General features: G+C 45.8%; 24 protein-coding genes. 10 read left to right on the top strand and 14 right to left on the bottom strand.

Annotated elements, in window-relative coordinates; genetic code table 11:
• Positions 1-72: 72 nt before the first annotated feature.
• From FN124_RS10030 to FN124_RS10020, 3 genes are all read left to right on the top strand, one after another.
• Positions 73-1005, top strand: coding sequence for a hydroxypyruvate isomerase family protein (locus FN124_RS10030; RefSeq protein ID WP_142684590.1), 933 nt, complete (start codon positions 73-75; stop codon positions 1003-1005).
• A gap of 106 nt (positions 1006-1111) precedes the next feature.
• Positions 1112-1462 (top strand): phage holin family protein, encoded by a 351-nt coding sequence (locus FN124_RS10025; protein WP_142684589.1) that lies wholly within the window; start codon positions 1112-1114, stop codon positions 1460-1462.
• Between the two features lie 34 nt (positions 1463-1496).
• Entirely contained in the window at positions 1497-3470 is a 1974-nt protein-coding gene (locus tag FN124_RS10020; RefSeq protein WP_142684588.1) for an alpha-ketoacid dehydrogenase subunit alpha/beta, read from the top strand.
• Between the two features lie 427 nt (positions 3471-3897).
• Here the strand turns inward: FN124_RS10020 and FN124_RS10015 are convergent, their stop codons facing one another.
• The 3 genes from FN124_RS10015 to FN124_RS10005 all read right to left on the bottom strand — a co-directional run bounded on the left by FN124_RS10015 (position 3898) and on the right by FN124_RS10005 (position 5784).
• A complete protein-coding gene (locus tag FN124_RS10015) occupies positions 3898-4440 on the bottom strand; it encodes an O-acetyl-ADP-ribose deacetylase (protein WP_142684587.1) in 543 nt (180 codons plus the stop codon).
• Between the two features lie 4 nt (positions 4441-4444).
• Positions 4445-5194 carry an NYN domain-containing protein gene (locus FN124_RS10010; RefSeq protein ID WP_142684586.1) on the bottom strand — a complete coding sequence of 250 codons (750 nt, stop codon included), beginning with the start codon at positions 5192-5194 and terminating at the stop codon, positions 4445-4447.
• Positions 5195-5313: 119 nt separating this feature from the next.
• Entirely contained in the window at positions 5314-5784 is a 471-nt protein-coding gene (locus tag FN124_RS10005) for a Dps family protein (protein ID WP_142684585.1), read from the bottom strand.
• 179 nt (positions 5785-5963) lie between these two features.
• On the opposite strand from FN124_RS10005, the gene FN124_RS10000 reads away from it, so the two are divergent.
• On the top strand, positions 5964-7151 hold the full coding sequence (locus tag FN124_RS10000) for an MFS transporter (protein ID WP_142684584.1): 1188 nt from the start codon (positions 5964-5966) through the stop codon (positions 7149-7151).
• Between the two features lie 143 nt (positions 7152-7294).
• Here the strand turns inward: FN124_RS10000 and FN124_RS09995 are convergent, their stop codons facing one another.
• The 4 genes from FN124_RS09995 to FN124_RS09980 all read right to left on the bottom strand — a co-directional run bounded on the left by FN124_RS09995 (position 7295) and on the right by FN124_RS09980 (position 11962).
• Positions 7295-8740 (bottom strand): DNA recombination protein RmuC, encoded by a 1446-nt coding sequence (locus FN124_RS09995; protein ID WP_142684583.1) that lies wholly within the window; start codon positions 8738-8740, stop codon positions 7295-7297.
• 140 nt (positions 8741-8880) lie between these two features.
• Positions 8881-9957 carry an iron-containing alcohol dehydrogenase family protein gene (locus FN124_RS09990; protein ID WP_142684582.1) on the bottom strand — a complete coding sequence of 359 codons (1077 nt, stop codon included), beginning with the start codon at positions 9955-9957 and terminating at the stop codon, positions 8881-8883.
• Positions 9958-9977: 20 nt separating this feature from the next.
• Positions 9978-10703: a 3-deoxy-manno-octulosonate cytidylyltransferase gene (gene kdsB / locus FN124_RS09985; RefSeq protein ID WP_142684581.1), complete on the bottom strand. Its 726-nt coding sequence runs from the start codon at positions 10701-10703 to the stop codon at positions 9978-9980.
• 68 nt (positions 10704-10771) lie between these two features.
• Positions 10772-11962, bottom strand: coding sequence for a DegT/DnrJ/EryC1/StrS family aminotransferase (locus FN124_RS09980; RefSeq protein ID WP_142684580.1), 1191 nt, complete (start codon positions 11960-11962; stop codon positions 10772-10774).
• Between the two features lie 119 nt (positions 11963-12081).
• Between FN124_RS09980 and FN124_RS09975 the strand changes: the two genes are divergently transcribed.
• Positions 12082-12519 carry a YybH family protein gene (locus FN124_RS09975; RefSeq protein ID WP_142684579.1) on the top strand — a complete coding sequence of 146 codons (438 nt, stop codon included), beginning with the start codon at positions 12082-12084 and terminating at the stop codon, positions 12517-12519.
• Between the two features lie 119 nt (positions 12520-12638).
• On the opposite strand, the gene FN124_RS09970 is transcribed toward FN124_RS09975, so the two are convergent.
• Complete coding sequence (locus FN124_RS09970) at positions 12639-12827, bottom strand: hypothetical protein (RefSeq protein WP_142684578.1); 189 nt, start codon at positions 12825-12827, stop codon at positions 12639-12641.
• Between the two features lie 380 nt (positions 12828-13207).
• Here FN124_RS09970 and FN124_RS09965 point away from each other — a divergent pair, with 380 nt between their 5' ends.
• Positions 13208-13753, top strand: a complete 546-nt coding sequence (locus FN124_RS09965) for a CAP domain-containing protein (RefSeq protein WP_142684577.1) — start codon at positions 13208-13210, stop codon at positions 13751-13753.
• Here FN124_RS09965 and FN124_RS09960 read toward each other — a convergent pair whose 3' ends face one another.
• A complete protein-coding gene (locus FN124_RS09960; RefSeq protein ID WP_142684576.1) occupies positions 13754-14023 on the bottom strand; it encodes a hypothetical protein in 270 nt (89 codons plus the stop codon). It abuts the gene before it with no gap.
• A 15-nt stretch (positions 14024-14038) separates the two neighbouring features.
• Positions 14039-14788, bottom strand: a complete 750-nt coding sequence (locus FN124_RS09955; protein ID WP_260607386.1) for a glycoside hydrolase family 25 protein — start codon at positions 14786-14788, stop codon at positions 14039-14041.
• Between the two features lie 132 nt (positions 14789-14920).
• On the opposite strand from FN124_RS09955, the gene FN124_RS09950 reads away from it, so the two are divergent.
• The 3 genes from FN124_RS09950 to FN124_RS09940 all read left to right on the top strand — a co-directional run bounded on the left by FN124_RS09950 (position 14921) and on the right by FN124_RS09940 (position 18182).
• Positions 14921-15946: an SPASM domain-containing protein gene (locus FN124_RS09950; RefSeq protein ID WP_142684574.1), complete on the top strand. Its 1026-nt coding sequence runs from the start codon at positions 14921-14923 to the stop codon at positions 15944-15946.
• A gap of 167 nt (positions 15947-16113) precedes the next feature.
• The gene (locus FN124_RS09945) at positions 16114-16476 is read left to right on the top strand and encodes a BlaI/MecI/CopY family transcriptional regulator (protein WP_142684573.1); all 363 of its coding nucleotides are present in this window, start codon (positions 16114-16116) and stop codon (positions 16474-16476) included.
• Between the two features lie 5 nt (positions 16477-16481).
• Positions 16482-18182, top strand: a complete 1701-nt coding sequence (locus tag FN124_RS09940; RefSeq protein ID WP_142684572.1) for a M56 family metallopeptidase — start codon at positions 16482-16484, stop codon at positions 18180-18182.
• On the opposite strand, the gene FN124_RS09935 is transcribed toward FN124_RS09940, so the two are convergent.
• The 3 genes from FN124_RS09935 to FN124_RS09925 are packed head-to-tail and all read right to left on the bottom strand — an operon-like array spanning position 18130 to position 19178.
• A complete protein-coding gene (locus FN124_RS09935) occupies positions 18130-18477 on the bottom strand; it encodes a hypothetical protein (protein WP_142684571.1) in 348 nt (115 codons plus the stop codon). The two genes, FN124_RS09940 and FN124_RS09935, sit on opposite strands and share 53 nt — an antisense overlap.
• A 20-nt stretch (positions 18478-18497) precedes the next feature.
• The gene (locus FN124_RS09930; RefSeq protein WP_142684570.1) at positions 18498-18959 is read right to left on the bottom strand and encodes a hypothetical protein; all 462 of its coding nucleotides are present in this window, start codon (positions 18957-18959) and stop codon (positions 18498-18500) included.
• 24 nt (positions 18960-18983) lie between these two features.
• On the bottom strand, positions 18984-19178 hold the full coding sequence (locus tag FN124_RS09925; protein WP_142684569.1) for a YtxH domain-containing protein: 195 nt from the start codon (positions 19176-19178) through the stop codon (positions 18984-18986).
• A 219-nt stretch (positions 19179-19397) separates the two neighbouring features.
• On the opposite strand from FN124_RS09925, the gene FN124_RS09920 reads away from it, so the two are divergent.
• Complete coding sequence (locus tag FN124_RS09920; RefSeq protein ID WP_142684568.1) at positions 19398-20474, top strand: AI-2E family transporter; 1077 nt, start codon at positions 19398-19400, stop codon at positions 20472-20474.
• Here FN124_RS09920 and nadD read toward each other — a convergent pair whose 3' ends face one another.
• Positions 20475-21044 (bottom strand): nicotinate (nicotinamide) nucleotide adenylyltransferase, encoded by a 570-nt coding sequence (gene nadD, locus FN124_RS09915; protein ID WP_142684567.1) that lies wholly within the window; start codon positions 21042-21044, stop codon positions 20475-20477.
• Between the last annotated feature and the right edge of the window lie 25 nt (positions 21045-21069).

Below are 21069 nucleotides of genomic sequence, written 5' to 3'. Positions count from 1 at the left end.
ATCAAAATTAGCATTTCCTTAGAAAAGCGATTAAATTTAGGACCCGTCAATTTTACCATCAATCAAAACGTTATGGAAAGAAGAAAATTCCTGCAAAGCGGCACCCTGGCCGGTATTTCAGCTCTGGCGCTCGGAGGGATCAGCAATGCAGCACACGCCGAAGGTAATAACACCGCCAGCATGGCCGGAAAGCCGTTTAATATGAACTACGGCCCCCACGATGGCATGTTTAAAAACAGCGCCAATGGCGGCAACTTCCTGGACCAGATCAAATATATGTACGACCAGGGGTTCCGGTCTATTGAAGACAACGGCATGCTGGGACGCTCACCTGAAGAACAAAGCAAAATAGGTGATCTCCTGGCCAAACTGGGCATGACAATGGGCGTATTTGTAGTAGACACCGGCAACAACTGGAAACCATCACTGGCCACCGGTAAACAGGAATTTAAAGACGCATTTATCAAAACCTGTAAAGCCAGCGTAGAAACCGCCAAACGCTGTAATGCTAAATGGGCCACGGTTGTACCTGGCTATTTTGAGCGCAACCTTCCTATTGGCGTTCAAACCGCGCACGTGATAGATGCCTTACGCAGCGGTGCGGAAATTTTTGAGCCGCACGGACTCATCATGGTATTGGAGCCGCTAAGCGATAACCCCGACCTGTTTCTCCGTACTGCCGAACAAAGCTTTGAAATCTGCAAGGCTGTTAAAAGTCCATCCTGCAAAATTTTATACGATATCTACCATATGCAGCGCAATACCGGCAACCTCATTCCTGTAATGGACTGGTGCTGGGACGAAATCGCCTATATCCAGATCGGCGACAACCCGGGCCGTAAGGAACCTGGCACCGGTGAAATCAATTATAAAAACATCTTTAAACATCTCCATAACAAAGGATACAAAGGTGTACTGGGCATGGAACATGGGATAGCCGGCAAAGGAAAAGAAGGCGAAGACGCACTGATCAAAGCTTACCGGGAAGCAGACAGTTTCCTGTAAACCATTCATAGATGGCTGTTGACAGCAGGTTAGACGCCTGCTGTTAACAGCCAAACTTTGCCAGTCACTTTTTTTTTCGTTACCTTAACTAGTAAAACAACGTACAATGGGTTTCCTGATTCGTATACTAGTTAGTGCCTTAGCTGCCATGGCAACCGCGTACCTGCTGAAGCCGGCAGTAAAAGTGGACAGCTTTATTGCAGCGCTGATACTCGCATTGGTATTGGCTCTTCTGAACGCCCTGGTTAAACCCGTACTCCTTTTTCTCACATTCCCGGTAACCCTTGTTACCCTCGGGCTTTTCCTTTTTGTTATCAACGCCCTGATCATCCTGCTGGCTGCCAAACTGGTACCAGGATTTAATGTGGACGGCTTTTGGTGGGCGATGCTTTTCAGTATCGTAATGACGATCATCAATAGTGTGATGATCAGTCTTGCCGGCGGTAACAACGATTAGCCCTTACCTTTACTGCCTGTTAAAAAGCCAATTCATGTATTTTGACCGGTCAGACCTAAGCGATGCGCAATTACAATCTTTCTATAAAGCACTGGTATATCCACGGCTTATAGAAGAGAAAATGCTGCTGTTACTCCGGCAGGGCAAAATAAGTAAATGGTTTTCAGGCATAGGCCAGGAAGCTATTGCAGTAGGCGCCACGCTGGCGCTGGAAGCTGATGAATGGATCCTGCCACTTCACCGTAACCTCGGCGTATTCACGACCCGCGGGATGCCGCTCGATAAACTGCTGCTGCAATGGCAGGGCAGCAAAAACGGCTACAGTAAAGGCCGTGAACGCTCCTTTCATTTTGGCAGCAGGCCGCATCATATTTGCGGCATGATCTCCCATCTCGGTCCACAACTCTCAATTGCCGATGGCATTGCCCTGGCACATCAGCTAAAAAAAGAAGCAAAAGTATCGCTTGCCTTTACAGGAGAGGGAGGTACCAGTGAAGGAGAATTTCATGAAGCCCTCAATGTGGCTGCAGTATGGGGCCTGCCGGTTATTTTCCTGGTAGAGAATAATGGTTATGGACTAAGCACTCCGGTGAGCGAACAATATCATTGCGCCAACCTGGTAGATAAAGCCATCGGCTATGGCATGGAAGGCGTACAAATAGACGGTAATAATCTCCTGGAAGTATATCAAACCATACGTACCGCCCGGGCCTATGCCATTAAAGAACAAAAGCCTGTGCTGATTGAGGCAATGACCTTCCGTATGCGTGGTCATGAGGAGGCCAGCGGTGTAAAATATGTGCCTCCTGCCCTTTTTGAGGAATGGGGTAAAAAAGATCCAATTGCTCAATATGAATCCTTCCTGCTGCAAGCCAACCTGCTTTCTGCCGAAAGCATCGCCACTATCCGGGATGAATTAAAACATGAAATAGAGGTACAGGTGACGAAAGGCCTCGCCGATTCCCCGGTCACTGTAAATACCGAGAACGAACTCCGCGACCTCTATGCCGCGGCGCCCGCTCCGGTGGCCGTTTCCGGAGCCTCTTCTGAAAAACGTTTTATCAATGCTTTGTCCGACGGGCTTAAACAAGCCATGGAACAGCATCCTGAGCTGATCCTGATGGGACAGGATATTGCTGCCTACGGAGGCGCATTTAAAATCACAGAAGGCTTTCTTGAACAGTTTGGCGCCGGCAGGGTGAGGAATACCCCTTTGTGTGAGAGCGCTGTGATCGGCGCCGCGCTGGGCTTGTCTATCGGTGGCTTTAAGAGTATGGTGGAGATGCAGTTTGCTGATTTTGTAACCTGTGGGTTCAACCAGATCGTAAACAACCTGGCCAAAATACATTACCGCTGGGGTCAGAATGCCGATGTGGTGATCAGGATGCCCTGTGGCGGCGGTGTTGGCGCCGGTCCTTTCCACTCTCAAACCAATGAAGCCTGGTTTACCCATGTACCCGGCCTGAAAGTGGTGTACCCTTCCAACCCGGCAGACGCCAAAGGCTTACTGACGGCAGCTTTCGCTGATCCCAACCCCGTGATGTATTTTGAGCATAAGGCATTATACCGCAGCATCAGCGGGCTGGTACCCGATAGCTATTATACCACAGAAATAGGGAAAGCCGCACTGGTACAGCCCGGGGAGGATATCAGCATCATTACCTGGGGCAGTGGCGTACACTGGGCGCTGGATTATGCCGGGCAGCATCCGGAGCTTTCTATCGGGATCCTTGACCTGCGCACCCTGCTGCCGCTGGATTACTCCGCGATCCGGGAAGTTGTAGCGGCTACGGGCAAAGTGCTGATCCTGCATGAAGACACACTGACAGGCGGATTTGGCGCGGAAATCAGCGCATGGATCGCCGAACACTGCTTTTCCCTGCTGGATGCACCCATAATGCGCTGCGCCAGCCTGGACACCCCCGTGCCTTTTGCCGGATCCCTGGAAAAAAATTTTCTCGCCAAAGCAAGGCTGGGCGAGTATATCCGGCAATTAACCAGCTGGTAACGTGGCCTTTGATTGGGAATATGCATTGAATGTTTTAATTTGCACACGGAATAATATAAAATCATTATACAATGTTGATGAATCTTTTAACAGTAGTACACACCACTAACTTTTACAAAGTTGGCGATAGTATCGGAGGATTTCTGGCGCCTGTGGCCATTATCGTTTTTGCTGCCATGTTTATTTATGCATGGGTTAAATACGCAAAACTCTAATTGTAATAGTTTTTACATCGCATTATAGGAAAGGGCTATCTCAATGAGATAGCCTTTTCTATGTATATCCAAACTGGATAACAACTTCCTCAGTAATGTCTGCAGCTCCGGCGCTTACAAATTATTTCCCCGAAACGGTGAATACAAAACCGGAACAGACGGTTAAGCTGATAAGTAAATAAATGCGGCAGCATGGGAAAGCGCCTCAAAAATTATACTTCCGGAGGTATGTGCTGATTATAATAATGTTCTGTATAGCGCAGGTTCTCTTCGTCATAGCATACCAGGATCACTTCTTCTATACCGGTGTTTCCTTCCAGGTATTTTACGATGGTATCCATAGCGATTTTCGCAGCAAGGTCTTTGGGAAAGTGATAAATACCTGTACTGATGTTCGGGAAAGCGATACTTTTCAAATGATGCCGGTCTGCCAGTTCCAGGGAATGGCGATAGCAATTAGCCAGGAGCATATCTTCTTCACGGGTACCGTTGTTCCAAACCGGGCCTACCGTATGAATAACATGTTTTGCGGGTAACCGGCCGGCAGTAGTGATCACCGCTTCGCCTGTTTTGCATCCTCCCTGCCTGGCTACAATAGCCCTGCAATCGTTGAGTATGGCTGGTCCGCCGGCGCGGTGAATGGCCCCATCCACGCCGCCTCCGCCCAAAAGGGAGGAATTGGCCGCATTAACAATGGCATCGGCGCTTACCTTTGTAATGTCGCCCCGGATGATGCTGATCTTTTTGTGTGTCATAGGATTATACTGTTCTTACATATACCAGTTTCCCGGTTTTCTTTCCGCTTTCCCTGATATCTATTTCAAAATCAGGAAAGCTTTTCAGCAGCTGCACCAGTTTATTAAATCCAAAATTGCGGGAGTCAAAATCCGGTTGTTTCTTTAGCAACAGGTTGCCAAGTTCTCCCAGGTATGCCCAGCCGTCTTCATCTGCAATGTCGTTGATACTGGTGGATATTAACGATACCAGTTGCTTATCTGCCTTACTGATACTGTTCCGCTTATCTTTGGTGGTCTTTGTTTTTTCCGTATCCGTCTTCTTTTCCCTGACCTGCAGAATTTCGAGGTAGATGAATTTGTCGCAGGCCGCCCTGAAAGCACTGGGTGTTTTTTGTTCTCCCATACCATACACTATCATTCCTGCCTCACGCAGGCGGGTAGCCAGCCTGGTAAAGTCGCTGTCGCTGGATACCAGGCAAAACCCATCTACCCTGCCAGTATACAATATATCCATTGCGTCAATGATCATGGCGGAATCGGTGGCGTTTTTACCGGAGGTATAGCTATATTGCTGAATGGGGGTGATGGCATAATCCAATAATACTCCCTTCCATCCTACCACTGTGGGCTTCGTCCAATCGCCATAAATCCTTTTAAAAGTAGGGTTGCCATACTTCGCAATTTCTTCCAGCATCCCTTTAATATTATGATACGGAATATTATCAGCGTCTATTAACACTGCCAGACGAAGGTCTTTCGAGGTATTATCCATTGTTATTGTTTTTGGGTTGAAGGGGCACATAACAAATGTAGTCAATTACTGAAAACTAAAAACGTGCCGGCTGCAGTTATTTACTGCCACCGGCACGTCGGTTATTTCAGGTAATCAGCTTAGCTAACGTATGCGCGGATCATCCAGGCGAGCTTCATATGCTTTTGCAGCATTTGCGTAGCAAAATCCGCAGCTCCTTTGTCTTTGTATTTTTCATCGAATTCATCAATGAGCCTGCGCAGGTTACGGATTATTGTTTCATGGTCATCCAGTAATTCCTTCAGCTGCTTTTTCTGGTCATTGGAATATTCAGATTCCAGCAGGTTGGTCAATTTTAAAACATCTGCGTAGCGGCCTTCTGCATAATGACCTATCGAACGGATATATTCTGCCACCTCGTCGCCAAAATCCTGCAGCTCTTCATATTGTGCTTCATAGAACTTATGCATTTCCATGAAATTACTTCCTTCGATATTCCAGTGGCAATTGCGTGTTTTAGCATAAATCAACAATTCATCTGCCAATACTTTATTCAATTCTAACGCTATTTTTTTTGTGTTTTCTGCTGAAACACCAATGTTTGCTTTCATATCATTGACTTTTTTTGGTTACTATAAATTTAATATTTCTCTGGATATTGAACCATGATGATTATCATAATTTAACCGCCGGTTAATATAAACAGGTCACTATTGATTTTTGTTCATAAGATTACCGTGGCGGGCAATTACTTTGCTAAAATTGTACCATAGTTCCTAATTTTGCTGGCATGTATCAGTCGAAGGAAAGGATTTACACCCTGCATTTCATATTACTTTGTCTTAGTAACGCACTCTTTTCTGCCAGCTTCAATATGATGATCCCCGAGCTGCCGGCTTATCTTACCCGGATGGGTGGTGCGGATTACAAGGGATACATTATTGGCTTATTCACTTTAATGGCAGGGTTGTCAAGACCATTCAGCGGCAAACTGACAGATACGATAGGGCGTGTACCCGTTATGATTTTCGGGTCGTTGGTATGTGTGGTATGCAGCCTGATTTATCCGCTGATCAGTTCTGTTGGCGCCTTTCTCCTGTTACGGTTCTTCCATGGATTTTCCACCGGGTTTAAACCAACAGGCACTTCTGCCTATGTATCTGATTTGGTGCCGGTTACACGACGCGGCGAGGCGATGGGTATGGTAGGTTTATTCAGTACCATCGGTATGGCCATGGGGCCTGCCATCGGAGGATACGTGGCTGTACGGTGGAATATTAATGTCATGTTCCAGCTGTCTGCCGTGTTTGCGTTATTGTCTGTGGTGATTCTCATCGGGATGAAAGAGACCCTCACCAGTAAGCAACGTTTCCGGTTTTCCCTGCTGAAGATCTCCGGCAGTGAAATTTTTGAGCCGCTGGTTTGGTCGCCGGTGATCATCACATTTCTTACCTATTTCAGCTATGGCGCCATTCTCACAATCATCCCGGATTTCAGTGCCTACCTGGGGATAAGCAATAAAGGCCTCTTCTTTACTTTCTTTACGGTCAGCTCCATTGGCATCCGGTTATTGGCGGGCAAGGTATCAGATCAGTTTGGGCGTGTGCCTGTGTTAAAAGTTTCTGCAGTAATGATGGCCGGCTCTATGCTAATGATGGCGTTGGCCCACAACAGCCTGTTACTTCTTTCCTCCGCTGTAGTGTATGGCATTTCAGTAGGACTCAACTCCCCGGCAGTAACCGCGTGGACGGTAGATCTTGGCCGGCCGGAACACCGGGGCCGCGCGCTCGCCAGCATGTACATCGCAATGGAAGCCGGTATTGGCCTGGGCGCCTACTTTTCCGCCTTCATCTATAATAATCACCCAACTAATTTCCCCGTTACATTCTATGTATTTGCCGGCATTACGCTGATGGCCACGCTGTATCTTAGTTTCATTTATAAACCCAGGAAAACCACGGATACTGCTATGCAATAATTATATCAGTAACATGCTTTTTATCAGCGCTGTTCATCAGGCAACACAACATTATTATCACCAGTCAGATACTATTAATAATCTATCGTTTTTTCAATTAGCCGTACTTATAGACTGATGTAATCCCACCGCTTACCGGCACTTTACTGATCTGTAGCCTCTTCGTCCGGAATTGCTTTGGCGGGAATCACAGTGATCTGTTCCTCATCAGGCAATGATAAATCCTCTGTTGCGGCTATCTTTAAATTTTTAGGCAGCTCTTTCTTATTGTCGAGCCCAAGTTTACGCATTCTTTCTGCACGTCCTACCAGATTACCATTCCCGGCAGACAGTTTATTCATCGCATTTTCGTAAGCCCCCTGGCTCCTCTTCAAATGCTCCCCTATCAGTCCCATATCTTCTGCAAACCCTACAAACTTATCATACAAAGCACTTCCCTGCCTTACAATTTCTTCCGCGTTTTTATTCTGTTTGTCCAGTCTCCACATATTATCAATTACCCGGAGCGTAGCCAGCAAAGACGGTACGCTTACCAATATGATCCTTTTACGGAACGCGAAATCATACAGGTCTTCATCTACCTGCATAATAGCAAGTGCGTAAGCCGGCTCAATGGGAATAAATAACATCACAAAGTCCGTGGTATTTTTATATAACGTATGATACGCTTTGGCACTCAGTTCCGTTACATGGTTCTTTACCGACTGTAAATGCATCCTCAGCGCCTGTTTCTTCTCCTCCTCACTGGTTGCGCTGCAGTACTGTTCGTATGCTTTCAGGGATACTTTGGAGTCTATAACCAATTGCCTGTCTTCCGGCAACAGCAATACCAGGTCCGGCTTTCTCAGCTGCCCCGTTTCATCCCGCTGGGCATCCTGGGTAAAATAATGCACGCCCTTTTCCAGTCCAGAAGCCTCTAATACCCTTTCCAGGATCATTTCCCCCCAATTTCCCTGCCTCTTTGTATCAGCCTTAAGTGCATTTGTCAGGTTATTTGCTTCTTTCGACAATGTTTGATTGAGCAGCAGCAGCCGCTGTAACTCATTCTTCAATTCTGTGCGTTGTGCCGTTTCTGCTACAAGTGATTGCTGCACACTACTACGGAAATTATCGATCTTCTCTGCCAGCGGCTTCAGCACATCATCCATTTTAGCCTTATTCTGTTCCATGAATGTGCCGGAGATACGCTGCAACAACTGCTGGGCAGTATTCTCAAACTGTATCCTAAAGTCCTGTTGTACCTGCTGCAGCCGCTCCTTTTCCCCACTCAGTTGCAGTTGAAGATATTTATTTTGTTCCATGATACGCCCCTGCTCAGACATCAGTACTGAAAACTCCTCATTTAACCGTTCCAGTTGCTCCTGCTTCTCTTTCAGCAACATTCCTTTATCATCCAGCATGTTCTGCAGGTATTCCTGCCGGGCTTCCAGCAGGTTATACTTTTCCTGCAAGGTGGCCTGGCTTGCCTGCCAGGCGTTCTGCTGCCGGGCAAGCTCCCTCTCACCGGCCTGTTGCTGCTGCCGCGCAGCGAACAACAGGTAGCCGAGCACCAATATTACAATTCCCGAAATGACAATTAGTATGATCATGATAATTTCCTCTGTTAGCAAAATAATCTGTTACTACGCACTGAATTTGCGTTGAGGCAGACGAACTTCTTCCTAAAATAAAAAGCAGGAACAACCGGAAATTACCCCGTCCGTTCCTGCTTCCAATATAATAAACCCTGTTATAAACGCTCGTACAGCTTACGCAGCCTTTCACGGGTCATAATCTGCTGCCAGTCTTTGCCTAATGCATTTTCCCATAAAGGAGCCATGCCCAGCGACACATTGATCATCGTTTCAAACTGTTCATCTGTTAAGCCTTTGGTAATACCCTGCGGAATAGTGATGTTATGCTTTTTCACCATCTGCTTGAATTTTATCACTCCCTCCGGGTAAAATTCCTCCAGTTTATCAAACACAATACAGTTACCAATACCATGTTTGGTACCAAGCAGGTATGCCAGCCCATAGCTCACGGCATGCGCCACACCTACCTGTGAATAGGCAATGCTCATACCTCCCGCATAAGACGCCATCATCAGTTTTTCATCGGCATCATCATCCCAATGTTCTTTCTGCAGGAAGATTTCTTCACACAACTCCTGCGCCTTCTCTCCATATGATTTACTGAATGCATTCAGATAAGTGCCCTCCAGCGATTCCACACAGTGAATAAAACAGTCCATAGCCGTATAAAACCGCTGATTTGCTTCTACCGTTCTTGTCAGCGAAGGATCCAGCACAATCTGGTCAAACGGCGTAAAGTCAGAGTTCATTCCCAGTTTACGGGTAGGCCCTGTTAGCACACAGGTACGGCTTACTTCCGCTCCCGTGCCGGAAATGGTAGGTATACCCACTTTGTATACACCCGCTACTTTCACAAGATCCCAGCCCTGGTAATCAGCAGATGAACCGGGGTTGGTCATCATCAGAGACACTGCTTTGGCCATATCCATCACAGATCCGCCACCAATACCAATAATACCGGATACAGTACCGAATTCCGCTTTGAGCTCATCCCGGATCTTATCTACCGTTTTGGTTTTAGGCTCATCAGTTACATCAATCACTACAATTTTATCCTTCCCTTCCAACGGGATACGGGATAAAAATTCGTTCTTATCCTGGAAATACTCATCCACGAAAAATATCATGGGAGCATCGCCTATACGCCTGGGGGCCAGTATTTCACCCAGCTGATCAAAACATCCGCTGCCGTAAACCACGTAATCCACCATTTTAAAATTCCTGAATTTCATATATCCGTATTAGTTAGGTGTTATAAAAGTTTGGCTGCCTTTTGCAGGTCCTCGGGGGTATCTATTTCCACGCCCATGTATGAAGTTACCACCATTTTCATGGGAATCCCGTTCTCCAGGTAACGTAGACATTCAATCTTTTCCGCTGCTTCCAGGGGTGTTACCTCCAGCTGCGTGAAGTCGAGCAGGGTTTGTTTGCGGAATGCATAAATGCCAATATGCTCGTAATAAATGCTTTTAATATCCTTATTACGTGGATAGGGAATAACGGAGCGGGAAAAGAATAATGCGTTGAAGTTCTTATCTACCGCTACTTTCACATAATTAGGATCCTCTATAGATGCCTGGTCTTTCAGTTCCTGCATCAGTGAAGCTACCTGCACTTTCTTTCCTTCTTCTCCTTCAAATACCTTCAACAGTTTTTCCAGTGGTTCCTTTTGTGTAAATGGCTCGTCTCCCTGCACATTCACTACAATATCCACCTCCATGTCTGCAACGGCCTCGGCTATACGATCAGTACCACATTCATGCTCCTTCCTGCTCATAACAGCTTTCCCGCCATTATTCACAATTTCATTATAGATCAGGTCACTGTCTGTCACCACCATTACATCGTCAAAAACCCCTGTATTTACTGTAGATTCATACGTTCTGAGTATCACTGTTTTATCACCCAGCCTGGCCATCATTTTACCGGGGAAACGGGACGCGCCATAACGGGCAGGTATCAACGCTATTTTTTTCATGTAGTCTGATTTTAACTGCAAAAGGCGCTGGTAACAAATATACATTGCACCACACGCCTTCAGATCAATTATAATGCGCTTTTCACTGCTTTCACCAGTTTTTCTGCCCTCTCTTGTATCTCGGCATCGCTCCAGCTCAGGTTGATCGGGGTGGAAATATTCCGGCCGATGATAGCATCTGAAGCCGGGAATTCTTTGGTCTTATATACTTCCATCGCCTGCTTCAATTCTTTGGCAAAAGGAGTTAACACACTGCCTTGCTTAAAATGCTGCCATTGGCGGATATAGTGCCAGTTGTTTTCATAATAATGAAACGCCACCAGTCCGGCTGCTTTCATCGCTGCAGCCGCTTTGGCTGCCTGCGCGGTTTCCGGCAGGAAAAACGAAAGAAAAGTGGCGCTGTCGCCGGCTTCATCCGGCAAACGGCGGAAAGTTATGCCCGGTACTGCAGCCAGGGCATCCTTAAATATTTTCTTGGTCTTACGCTGTATTTCCAGGAAGGTATCCAGTTTACGGATCTGTGCCAGTCCCACCGCTGCGTGCAGCTCGGAAATACGGTAGTTGTAACCGATAAAAGGATGAAGATCTGCTCCACGGTCTGCCCCCAGGTGGTCATGCCCATGGTCCGTATAGCCGTCACATTTAGTATAAATATCCTTATTGTTGGTGATGATCGCCCCGCCTTCTGCGCAGGTGATCGTTTTTACAAAATCAAAAGAGAAAGTTCCTGCATCGCCGATGGAGCCCAGCGCTTTTCCTTTGTAAGATGCTCCGAAGCTCTGGCAGGCATCTTCGAGGAGAAACAGGTTATGTTTTTTGCAGATGGCCTGCAATGCATCCAGGTCTGCCATTGCTCCACACATATGCACCGGCATAACAGCCTTTGTACGCGGGGTAATAGCGGCTTCCACTGCTTTGGGGTCAAGTGTCAGGGTATCATCCACATCTACCAGTACCGGCGTGGCGCCTACAGAAAACACCGATTCAAAGCTGGCCACAAAAGTAAAGGTCGGCATAATGATCTCATCGCCGGCGCCCAATCCCAGGGCGGCCATAGCGGTGGTTAATGCAGCTGTACCACTGGAGGCAAGTTGGGTATACTGTACATTCAGTTTATCGCAAATGGCCTGTTCCAGCTCCTTTGCTTTCCAGATGCCTTTACGCGGACCGTCAAATCCGTAGCGCATCATGATTCCTGTTTCCAGTACATCGTTTACTTCTTTCCTTTCCTCGGCTCCAAATAGTTCAAATCCGGGCATAAACTGTTGATTTTAAAATATAATTTTGAATGAGTGCTTTTTAAATAGTGCTGCAAAGTTACTATAATAGGCATTGCATTACATCGGAAAAACTGTTTATCTTTTGCTAAAAATTTACCATGCGTTTTGCACTGTTTCTTATCCTGTTGGGCGTTTTAGCTGGAATGCCCACCCGCGCACAGAAAGCCGGTTCTTCCGATCAGCAGCAGATTACGGCGCTGATGTCGATCCAAACAGCTGCATGGAATAAAGGGGATATAGATGGCTTCATGGCCACTTACTGGCATTCCGACTCCCTTCTTTTTATTGGTAAAAATGGAGTAACCTATGGCTGGCAGGCTACGCTGGACCGTTATAAAAAAACCTATCCCGACGCTGCGGCTATGGGCAAACTGGATTTTCAATTACTGGAATTCAAGCCCCTGGCGCCCGGAACTTATCTCCTAATAGGAAAATGGCACCTGGAAAGAACTATCGGTGACCTGCAGGGCCATTTCAGTCTTATCCTGAAAAAAATAAAAGGACAGTGGAAAATTATTGCTGATCACAGCAGCTAAAAAAAAAACCATCCCAGGAATAGGATGGCCGCTATACACCACAACATTAAAGAAGTTTGGCACTTCTTTATTTTAGAAATAAATTTTTAGTTTGTTTTCATTTCGATATGGTAAAAAGTTCAATGCGTTGATTTTTTCCCCTTTTCTTCATTATCCCTTACCGCCTTGTTCTCTTTCTCCGGCTTTTCAGACAAGTCGCCATGCAGAGGGTTGCGGTTGACAGTTCCTTTATCCTGCGATAAAATATCTACCGGCCTCTTCTTTTTATCATGATGTTCGCCGGTACGATCTGTTTCCTTCTTTTTCATAATCTCTTTTTTTGAAGATGAAAATATGGGAGATGTAAATAAGATAACAAACACTATTCCACCCACCCAACAAGCCATTTTGCATACTTAGCGAACTGGCCGCGGGGCATCATCTCCACAAAACCCTGATGCACAGTGGGAAAGAATAACAACACTATAAATGCAGGAATATGACAGTTATGATTAACATTAGATTTACAAAAACTATGTTCCATATCTCATATCTACGCACTATCTTCGGTGCCTCAATGTGATTTTAACCCGTAACCTCTGATCAACCACGAGTAGTTTTAATCAAGTTCGTTCCTAAAGCCGATTTAAGTTTTAATCCAAGTCCTGTTTAGAACCCGGTATCTATTTACTATAACTTATTACTGGTTATGTCCGGGAAAATTATGCGTGTTGCCACCACTCTGCTGGCTGTTATTATTTACTGCAGTTGTACTAAAACAACAGACCTCAGCCCCGGAGAGCCGGGAAAAATATCTCCTGCAGATACCTCCACGGTACCTGAAAACAAAGTAGATCGCAACGCCTTGTTAACGCTGGTAAACGGAATGCGCAGCCGTGGTTGTAACTGCGGCACCGATAAAATGGCGCCCGTAGGCCCTGTTACCTGGAACGGCCTGCTGGAAAGAGCCGCCTATGATCACAGCAAAGACATGGCACTGAATAATTATTTCAGCCATACCGGCCTCAATGGTTCCACTCCCGGCTTACGTCTTGATGCGGCTGGCTATAAATGGAATTACTATGGTGAAAACATTGCCACCGGCAACCTGGATGAACAGGCCGTGATACTCGGCTGGCTGAACAGCCCCAGTCATTGTCACAATATGATGGATGCAAAATTTACAGAGATGGGTATTGGCCGTTATAATAACGCCTGGACAATGGAACTGGGCACGAGGTCTGTTACCCGGTAATCAGGGAGCACTCATTTTTTTACGCCACAGGCGCCATACAAAATACAGATAGGCTATCATGGAAACCCCAAACCAGGCATAGAAAAAGATCATCCTGCCGGGGGTGGATTCCTCCGGTACAGCAAATCCCAGGTACAAGCCCAGGAATACATTGATCATCATCCAGAAAAAACCAATAAAAATGGTCCTCATAATTTTTATAAGGAAATGAAATAACTCATAGTCCATTTTATTGGGATCCTCCGGTGGTTTGTCCTGTTCTTCTTCCATAACCTGTATATGATGCTAAGGTATGCATAGTTTGGCTAGGTCTGTACTATCCCCTTTAAATACATTGAAATCCACTGTGGTGCGGATACCATTCACCCGGCCAATATCGCTGTGCTGCCAGAACAACCAGGCCCTGTCGGACCGGGGACGCTCCTTCTGATAATAATGCGCGATCCATAGAGGATAGCGGTCAAATTCACTGCCAAGATAGGTTTCGTAAAAATGAATATTGGTATAGATGATCGGTTTTACTTTGTACACTTTCTCCATTTCCTCCAGCCAGATCTTCGCAGTACTCCTGATCACCGCCGCAGGTTGATTGTTGCTGGTTTCAATATCCAGTACCGGAGGCAGGTCGCCCGATTGCAGGTAGGCCACATTATGAAAGTTAATAGCCTGTTTCAAAGGATCACGGGTGGCATAAAAAAAATGATACGCCCCCCTTATTAAGCCTACCTTTCCGGCCCTGTCCCAGTTTTGCTTGAAAGCGGCATCCTGTCGTGTAATGCCCTCCGTGGCCTTTATAAATGCAAAGGATATACGAATTTTATCCACCTGCATTTGTTTTACTGCTGCCCAATTAATGTCTTTCTGGAATTTGGAAACATCGATGCCATGAATCTTGTAATTCACCGGCATATCAATGCCGAATTCTTCATACCGTACAAACTTCACTTGTTTTTCCTGCCCGCGCCACCACAGGTAAGCCGCTGCGGCCAGTACTACCAGGAGTATCAATAATAATCGGATCCGGATGCTTTTCACTTTTGTTGCTGTTAGTTGCAGGTAATTGGGTCAGGATGCTCTGATAAATATCGGCAGCCCTACTTTTTTACAGCAAGTATAGGCTATAATTTGTTTAAAGAAGCTACTTTTACAATGCTCAAGTGATTTTTTATGCCCGATTTTAACCTGAAGGATACCCTTAATTTGTTTTCCAAGTTCACACTGCGCCGTGGTTTAAATGCCGGCAAAGTACTCGGAAGCTATTTTGTAAGCAAGTGGACCGGCAAGCCGGTTCAGTGGGGCTACCCCATTTCCATATCTTTTGAGCCTACCACTTCCTGTAACCTCCGCTGCCCGGAATGCCCCAGCGGTCTCAGGGCCTTTACACGGCCTACCGGTATGCTGGAGCAGGATTTCTTCAGGAAAACGATCGATGAAATTTCAAAAGAACTATTATATCTCATCTTTTATTTCCAGGGAGAGCCCTATCTCAACACAGGGTTCCTCGACATGGTGAAGTATGCAGCAGGTAAAGGAATTTATACCGCTACCTCCACCAATGCCCACTATCTTACAGATGCCAATGCGAAGAAAACAGTGGAGAGCGGACTTGACAGGCTCATCATCTCCATTGATGGCACTACCCAGGACGTATATACGCAGTATCGTGTAGGTGGTCATCTCGACAAAGTAATACAAGGAGCAAAAAATATCGTAAAATGGAAAAAAGAGCTTAATTCGTCCAAACCTTTCGTTTTTTTCCAATTTCTCGTTGTAAAACCAAACGAGCACCAGATAGAAGATATTAAACGGCTGGCCAAAGAAATAGGCGTTGACCAGGTACGGTTCAAAACTGCACAGGTATATGATTATGAAGAAGGCAACCGCCTGATTCCTACCATTGATAAGTATTCACGCTATCATCGCAACGAAGATGGCACCTATGCTATTAAAAATAAACTCGGGAATCACTGCTGGCGTCTCTGGCATTCTCCCGTGGTTACCTGGGACGGGTTGGTAGTGCCCTGCTGCTTCGATAAAGATGCACAACACCGGCTGGGCGACCTGAAAAAAGAATCGTTCAAAGCGCTGTGGCATAATAAAGAGTATATCCGTTTCCGTAGTGAAATCCTTGAAACCCGCAAAAACATAGACATCTGCGCCAATTGCAGCGAAGGCACCAAAGTATGGGGATAATCTAAAGCAAACATCCCTTATAACTTCAACCGCAGCAAAGGCGCTAAGTATGCTCCCCGCCCTTTCTGGAATTTTTTTCCTGTTGACACTCAACATCTTAACTACATTTATAGTTTATTACTACAAAAATAGTTTTTAAACTACAAAAATAGTTATAGATTCGTGTCATGAAAAAGCTATCCCGTAAAGAAGAAGAGTTAATGCAGGTGATGTGGGACCTGGAAAAAGCATTTGTAAAAGATGCCATAGAACAGCTTCCTGATCCCAAGCCGCATTACAACACCATTGCCACGCTCATGAAGCGCCTGGAAGAAAAAGGGTACCTCGCCCATCATGAATATGGTGGTTCCTTTGAGTACTACCCCATCATAGCCAAGGAAAGTTATAAGGACACTTTTATGAAAAAGGTGCTCAATACTTTCTTTGATAACTCCTATCTCAATATGCTGGCTTACTTCGCCAAGGAAGAAAAAATAAGCGCAGAAGAAATGAAAGCGCTGGTGAAGATGATTGAAAAAGATAAAAAATAACGTGTATGCCTACCCTGTTTATTTATATACTGCAAACATCCTGCGCGATGACCCTTTTTTATCTGCTGTATATCAGCTGTTTTAAAAAGGAAACATTTTACAGATACAACAGGATCCTGCTGCTGAGCGCTTTTATATTTTCGGCAGTGTTGCCGCTGTTGCCCATCCCGGCGCTGCGCTGGGTGGAAAAGCCAACGGAAAATGTATCTCCTGTAAGCGTTTATTTCAGCAATAACGCACAAGTACAAACGCCGGTACAGGAAGTAGCAGTGGTACATCACTGGTGGGACCCGCTTCTGCAGCATGCCGGCACAACTTTGCTTACAGCCTATATAATAATAGCCGCCATGTTGCTGCTGATCCATTTGTTACAGCTGCTGAAAATCAGGCGGCTGGCAGCATCCGGCAATGTATATGAGCGTAACAACATTCGCTATGTACAGCTTCCCGGCATAACGGCGCCCTTTTCTTTTCTGAGAACCATTTTTTTTGATCCTAACGCACACGCCCATACGGAACTTCAGCACATTCTCCGGCATGAGGAAGCCCATGTACAGCAATACCACTCTGCCGATATGCTGCTGTCTGCCCTGTACTGCTGCATTTGCTGGATCAATCCCTTCGCCTGGCGCTGCAAAAGGGCCCTGCAGTTAAACCTGGAGTTCCTGGCAGATGAAGCCGTTATCCAAACCACAGACGCCCCTGATGCCTACCAGTACAGCCTACTGAAAATAGGCATGAAGGAAAGCAGGATAGCCCTGGTAAATCATTTCAGCAAGTCATTCATTAAAAACAGAATACTCATGATGAACAAAACCCAATCTCCCCGGTTACGTACCTGGCGGTACCTGCTGCTGCTGCCGGTGCTCGGGCTGGCAGCCGGCCTTTTATCCGCTACCTCGCCACTCCCTGAAAAAAAGAGTTCGGCAGGCAGCAAATATCTCGCTACAGATAAGGACGCTCTTTATGGCGTTGTTACGCGACTAACTACAGATGATGACCTGGCGGAAATGCAAAAAGTGTTGAAAGAGAAAGGGATAATTGTAGACATCCCGACCCTGAAACGCGACAGGAACCAAGAAATCACTGGAATAGAATTCAAAATGACATCCGCCAGATGGTCTATGAGTACCACACGTGATCCGTTTGGTACCTATTTCTTCTATTGTGCTCCAAAGGAAGGCGCAATAGGCCCTATTCCTATGAAGAATTGTCCACAAAGCCTGCTGAAAGTGGCTATTGCTGAAAGCAAAGAACCATTGAGGGGAGTTACCAGCGACACCTCCTTCATAAACCGGTTCCCGGGTGGAGAAACTGCTTATCGCAAAACACTGGCAAAGAATGTTCGCTATCCACGGGGTAGCCAGCAAAACAAAATGGCAGGCGTAGTTGCGCTACAGTATAAAATTCAACCTAATGGAAGCATTAACGATATAGAAGTATTGCTTAGCCCGGACAAAGCATTGGGTGAAGAAGTAAAACGCGTTGTTGAACAGTTCCCTGCGTTTGCAGCAGATCCTTCCGGGAAAACTGTTACCGTTTCCCTCCGCGTATCCTTTATGCTGGATAATGGTTCGGGAGGATTTATCAAAGGACAGGACGCGGATAATGCGGATGTGGTTGTTGTGGGATATTTACCAAAACCTATTTCCTTTATTCAGCCACTGGCTCCTTCTTCTTTCTTCGGCCCTTCGTCACCTTGTTGAAAAGGTTGATTCCCAGCTGAACGCCTACAAATTCCAGTACCGTCATTAATGCCCCGGTAGCGAAATTCTTGAATTTACCACTTCCCCATGCGATCTTAGCTACATTCATGGCTAGGTTCAGGGCACCGCTATGTTTTGCGCTACCGGGGATAACGGCGTTCAGGGCCATCTTTTTATAGTTGTCCCTGAAGTAATCTACCCTGTTACCCATTTCATTTTCCAGCTGCCTGGATTTCATTTTCAACCGGGCAATTTCCAGCTCCAGTGATTCGAAGCTGTTTATTTTTTTACTCATGTGTAAACATTTATCATTGTTTATCCTCTCATGGTATTTTCGGTGGCCTCTTCATCCGGAACATAACCGGAATCTTCCGGTTGCTCCTTTGGCCGTTGATTGTGAATATGATTGGAGTGCTCATCCTGCTCGGTAATTTCATCCACCAGCTCGGCAATCAGCAACCTTGAAAGAGGGCGCTGTATCAGTTGTTCCCGGAACAGCAGGATAACAACAAACAAGAGGATGAATAGCCCTGCAGCGCAGCTGAAACCAATAGCAAAACTATTCGTCATTTCCCCGATCCAGAAGCCTACCACCATTCCAAGAAATAAAATCACAAAAAAGAACAGCAGGAAAGCCATCAAAAGCGAGAAGAATAATCCCAACGCTTTTGACAGCTTTCCTGCTGCCTGGAGCTTAATCAGGTCCAGTCTGGTTTCCAGGTACTCCCTGGCTACTTTTCCCGTTTGGTTAAAGTAGTTGCTGAAATTATCTTCCATGCAAATCAGTTTATTCAAATAGGGTTAAGCCAACTCGTTCTCTAATTCATCCTGGAACTGATCTTTTCTTTTTCTCCATTTTTCTTTCAGCTTTTCAGACTGATCTTTTAATTTTTCCACCAGTTCATCTTTCTTGTCTGAATTAAGGAAATACCCTACCGCAACGCCAACGGCTGCACCTACTATAAATGAAACCACGGCTTTGGAACTTGTACTCATAATTAAGGTTTTTAAGATGTTATAAATTAGGTTTTCTTTTTTGGTACCATAGGTTTAACAAACATTATTCCATAAATGACATTTAAATAAAAAGCTATGTTAAACCTCGGCTAAATAAGAACAAGCACCCCGCAATTTTGTTTATCATTCAGAAAAAGCATCTTCCGTTCAGCCGGCCTGTTTTTTGACATACCAGATAATTACACGATATTATGTACTATGAGCTATCTTGATAATGACCGCCTTAAACAAATTGGCTTCCTGTTACTGATCCTTTTCCTTGCCGTGCTCCTGTTTATGGAGATGTTTACCTTTTTCCCCGGCTTTCTCGGTGCTGTGACCCTGTACGTGATCAGCAGGAAATGGATGTTTAAACTTGTAGAACAGCGCAATTGGAGAAAAAACCTTGCTGCGGCCCTGCTGATGGTGCTTTCTTTCCTGGTGATCCTGTTGCCTATAGGGATGCTCATTAACATGCTTGGAGCGAAAGCTGCTTATGCCGCCAATCACTCTACAGAACTCATCAACAGCCTGAAACAAACCAATGCCCGGCTGGAAGGCTCCCTGGGCTTCAGCCTACTCACTCCCGAGCGGTTACAGAAAATCCAGGAAGGCATAACAGCCTTTCTGCCGGGGTTCCTCGGTGCCACTTTTAATACCCTTACCACCATCGCCCTGATGTATTTTATGCTGTACTTTATGCTGGTCAACGGTCGGAAGATGGAAGAAACCCTGTATGAATATATTCCCCTGAAAGATAAAAATGTGGAAAGACTGGGTAAAGAGTTCAACACTTTGGTAATTGCCAATGCGGTCGGTATTCCGCTAATAGCGGTAGTACAGGGCATTATTTCCTTAATCGGTTATCTGATTTTCGGGATCCCCCAGCCCTTTTTCTGGTTTGTTATAACCTGTTTCACCGCCATGCTGCCTGTAATAGGCGCAGCTGCAGTGTATGTACCTCTTGGCGTTTACCTGCTGGCCTCCGGCAGCACCTGGCAGGGCATTGCTGTACTGGCGTATGGATTCGGCGTGGTGGGCACCTCAGATAATGTTGCCAGGATGTTGCTGGCCAAAAGAATTGCTGATGTGCATCCGCTCATTACTATATTCGGTGTAATCATTGGCGTTAGTCTTTTCGGCTTCATCGGCCTGATCTTCGGCCCACTGCTTATCTCCATGTTCATCCTTTTACTGGATATCTACGGAAATGAATTTGTGGTTAAAAGAAGGGATATTGCCCAGAAAAAACCTGCTGCAAATAATGACATCCATGATACACCCGGAACAAAATGATCAGCGGTAATAATTATTTTCAGAGATATAATTAATCACGCTGTCGGGCACCATATACCTCACCGATTTACCTTCTTTCAGCCATCTGCGGATATCTGTTGCGGAGATATCGAGCATAGGTGCGTCCAGTATTTCAACCCGGGCGCCAAAGGTATCTGTTATTTCATGTCCCGGCCGGCGGTAAATATAAATCGGGTAGTTTTTCACGATCTGCTCATAATTTTTCCAGCGCGGTAAATTCTGAAAGCTATCGCTTCCCATAATAATAGCAAATTCCTGCGTCGGAAATTTTTCCTGCAAATAAGTGAGGGTATCCACCGTATAGGAAGGCCGGGGAAGGGAAAATTCAATATTGCTGGCGCGCAGCCGCACTTCATCTTTAATAGCCAGTTCCACCAGGTGGAAGCGGTCGTGCTCATTCAGTAAAGCCGATTGTGGTTTCAGCGGGTTATGCGGCGAAACCACCAGCCATACTTTATCAAGATCAGTATTGTGCGCTACGTAATTGGCAATGATCAAATGCCCCGTGTGTATAGGATTAAAAGACCCAAAATACAAGCCTATTCTCATGTTTTCATCGTATAAATTGCCAATG

The sequence above is a fragment of the Chitinophaga polysaccharea genome, assembly GCF_902150045.1.
In the GTDB taxonomy this organism is placed as follows: domain Bacteria; phylum Bacteroidota; class Bacteroidia; order Chitinophagales; family Chitinophagaceae; genus Chitinophaga; species Chitinophaga polysaccharea_A.
Note: the sequence above shows the minus strand (reverse complement) of the source record. Positions and strands in the feature narration are given on the sequence as shown.

What these genes read in the sequence shown, in the direction of transcription:
- FN124_RS09975 (WP_142684579.1), top strand. Translation starts at nt 12,082, where the DNA reads ATGCGTTTTGCACTGTTTCTTATCCTGTTGGGCGTTTTAGCTGGAATG.
- FN124_RS10025 (WP_142684589.1), top strand. Translation starts at nt 1,112, where the DNA reads ATGGGTTTCCTGATTCGTATACTAGTTAGTGCCTTAGCTGCCATGGCA.
- FN124_RS10005 (WP_142684585.1), bottom strand. Translation starts at nt 5,784, where the DNA reads ATGAAAGCAAACATTGGTGTTTCAGCAGAAAACACAAAAAAAATAGCG.
- FN124_RS09940 (WP_142684572.1), top strand. Translation starts at nt 16,482, where the DNA reads ATGCCTACCCTGTTTATTTATATACTGCAAACATCCTGCGCGATGACC.
- FN124_RS09990 (WP_142684582.1), bottom strand. Translation starts at nt 9,957, where the DNA reads ATGAAATTCAGGAATTTTAAAATGGTGGATTACGTGGTTTACGGCAGC.
- FN124_RS09965 (WP_142684577.1), top strand. Translation starts at nt 13,208, where the DNA reads ATGTCCGGGAAAATTATGCGTGTTGCCACCACTCTGCTGGCTGTTATT.
- FN124_RS09950 (WP_142684574.1), top strand. Translation starts at nt 14,921, where the DNA reads ATGCCCGATTTTAACCTGAAGGATACCCTTAATTTGTTTTCCAAGTTC.
- nadD (WP_142684567.1), bottom strand. Translation starts at nt 21,044, where the DNA reads ATGAGAATAGGCTTGTATTTTGGGTCTTTTAATCCTATACACACGGGG.
- FN124_RS09995 (WP_142684583.1), bottom strand. Translation starts at nt 8,740, where the DNA reads ATGATCATACTAATTGTCATTTCGGGAATTGTAATATTGGTGCTCGGC.
- FN124_RS09945 (WP_142684573.1), top strand. Translation starts at nt 16,114, where the DNA reads ATGAAAAAGCTATCCCGTAAAGAAGAAGAGTTAATGCAGGTGATGTGG.
- kdsB (WP_142684581.1), bottom strand. Translation starts at nt 10,703, where the DNA reads ATGAAAAAAATAGCGTTGATACCTGCCCGTTATGGCGCGTCCCGTTTC.
- FN124_RS09925 (WP_142684569.1), bottom strand. Translation starts at nt 19,178, where the DNA reads ATGAGTACAAGTTCCAAAGCCGTGGTTTCATTTATAGTAGGTGCAGCC.
- FN124_RS10015 (WP_142684587.1), bottom strand. Translation starts at nt 4,440, where the DNA reads ATGACACACAAAAAGATCAGCATCATCCGGGGCGACATTACAAAGGTA.
- FN124_RS10030 (WP_142684590.1), top strand. Translation starts at nt 73, where the DNA reads ATGGAAAGAAGAAAATTCCTGCAAAGCGGCACCCTGGCCGGTATTTCA.
- FN124_RS09930 (WP_142684570.1), bottom strand. Translation starts at nt 18,959, where the DNA reads ATGGAAGATAATTTCAGCAACTACTTTAACCAAACGGGAAAAGTAGCC.
- FN124_RS10020 (WP_142684588.1), top strand. Translation starts at nt 1,497, where the DNA reads ATGTATTTTGACCGGTCAGACCTAAGCGATGCGCAATTACAATCTTTC.
- FN124_RS09980 (WP_142684580.1), bottom strand. Translation starts at nt 11,962, where the DNA reads ATGCCCGGATTTGAACTATTTGGAGCCGAGGAAAGGAAAGAAGTAAAC.
- FN124_RS09960 (WP_142684576.1), bottom strand. Translation starts at nt 14,023, where the DNA reads ATGGAAGAAGAACAGGACAAACCACCGGAGGATCCCAATAAAATGGAC.
- FN124_RS10010 (WP_142684586.1), bottom strand. Translation starts at nt 5,194, where the DNA reads ATGGATAATACCTCGAAAGACCTTCGTCTGGCAGTGTTAATAGACGCT.
- FN124_RS09970 (WP_142684578.1), bottom strand. Translation starts at nt 12,827, where the DNA reads ATGAAAAAGAAGGAAACAGATCGTACCGGCGAACATCATGATAAAAAG.
- FN124_RS09920 (WP_142684568.1), top strand. Translation starts at nt 19,398, where the DNA reads ATGAGCTATCTTGATAATGACCGCCTTAAACAAATTGGCTTCCTGTTA.
- FN124_RS10000 (WP_142684584.1), top strand. Translation starts at nt 5,964, where the DNA reads ATGTATCAGTCGAAGGAAAGGATTTACACCCTGCATTTCATATTACTT.
- FN124_RS09935 (WP_142684571.1), bottom strand. Translation starts at nt 18,477, where the DNA reads ATGAGTAAAAAAATAAACAGCTTCGAATCACTGGAGCTGGAAATTGCC.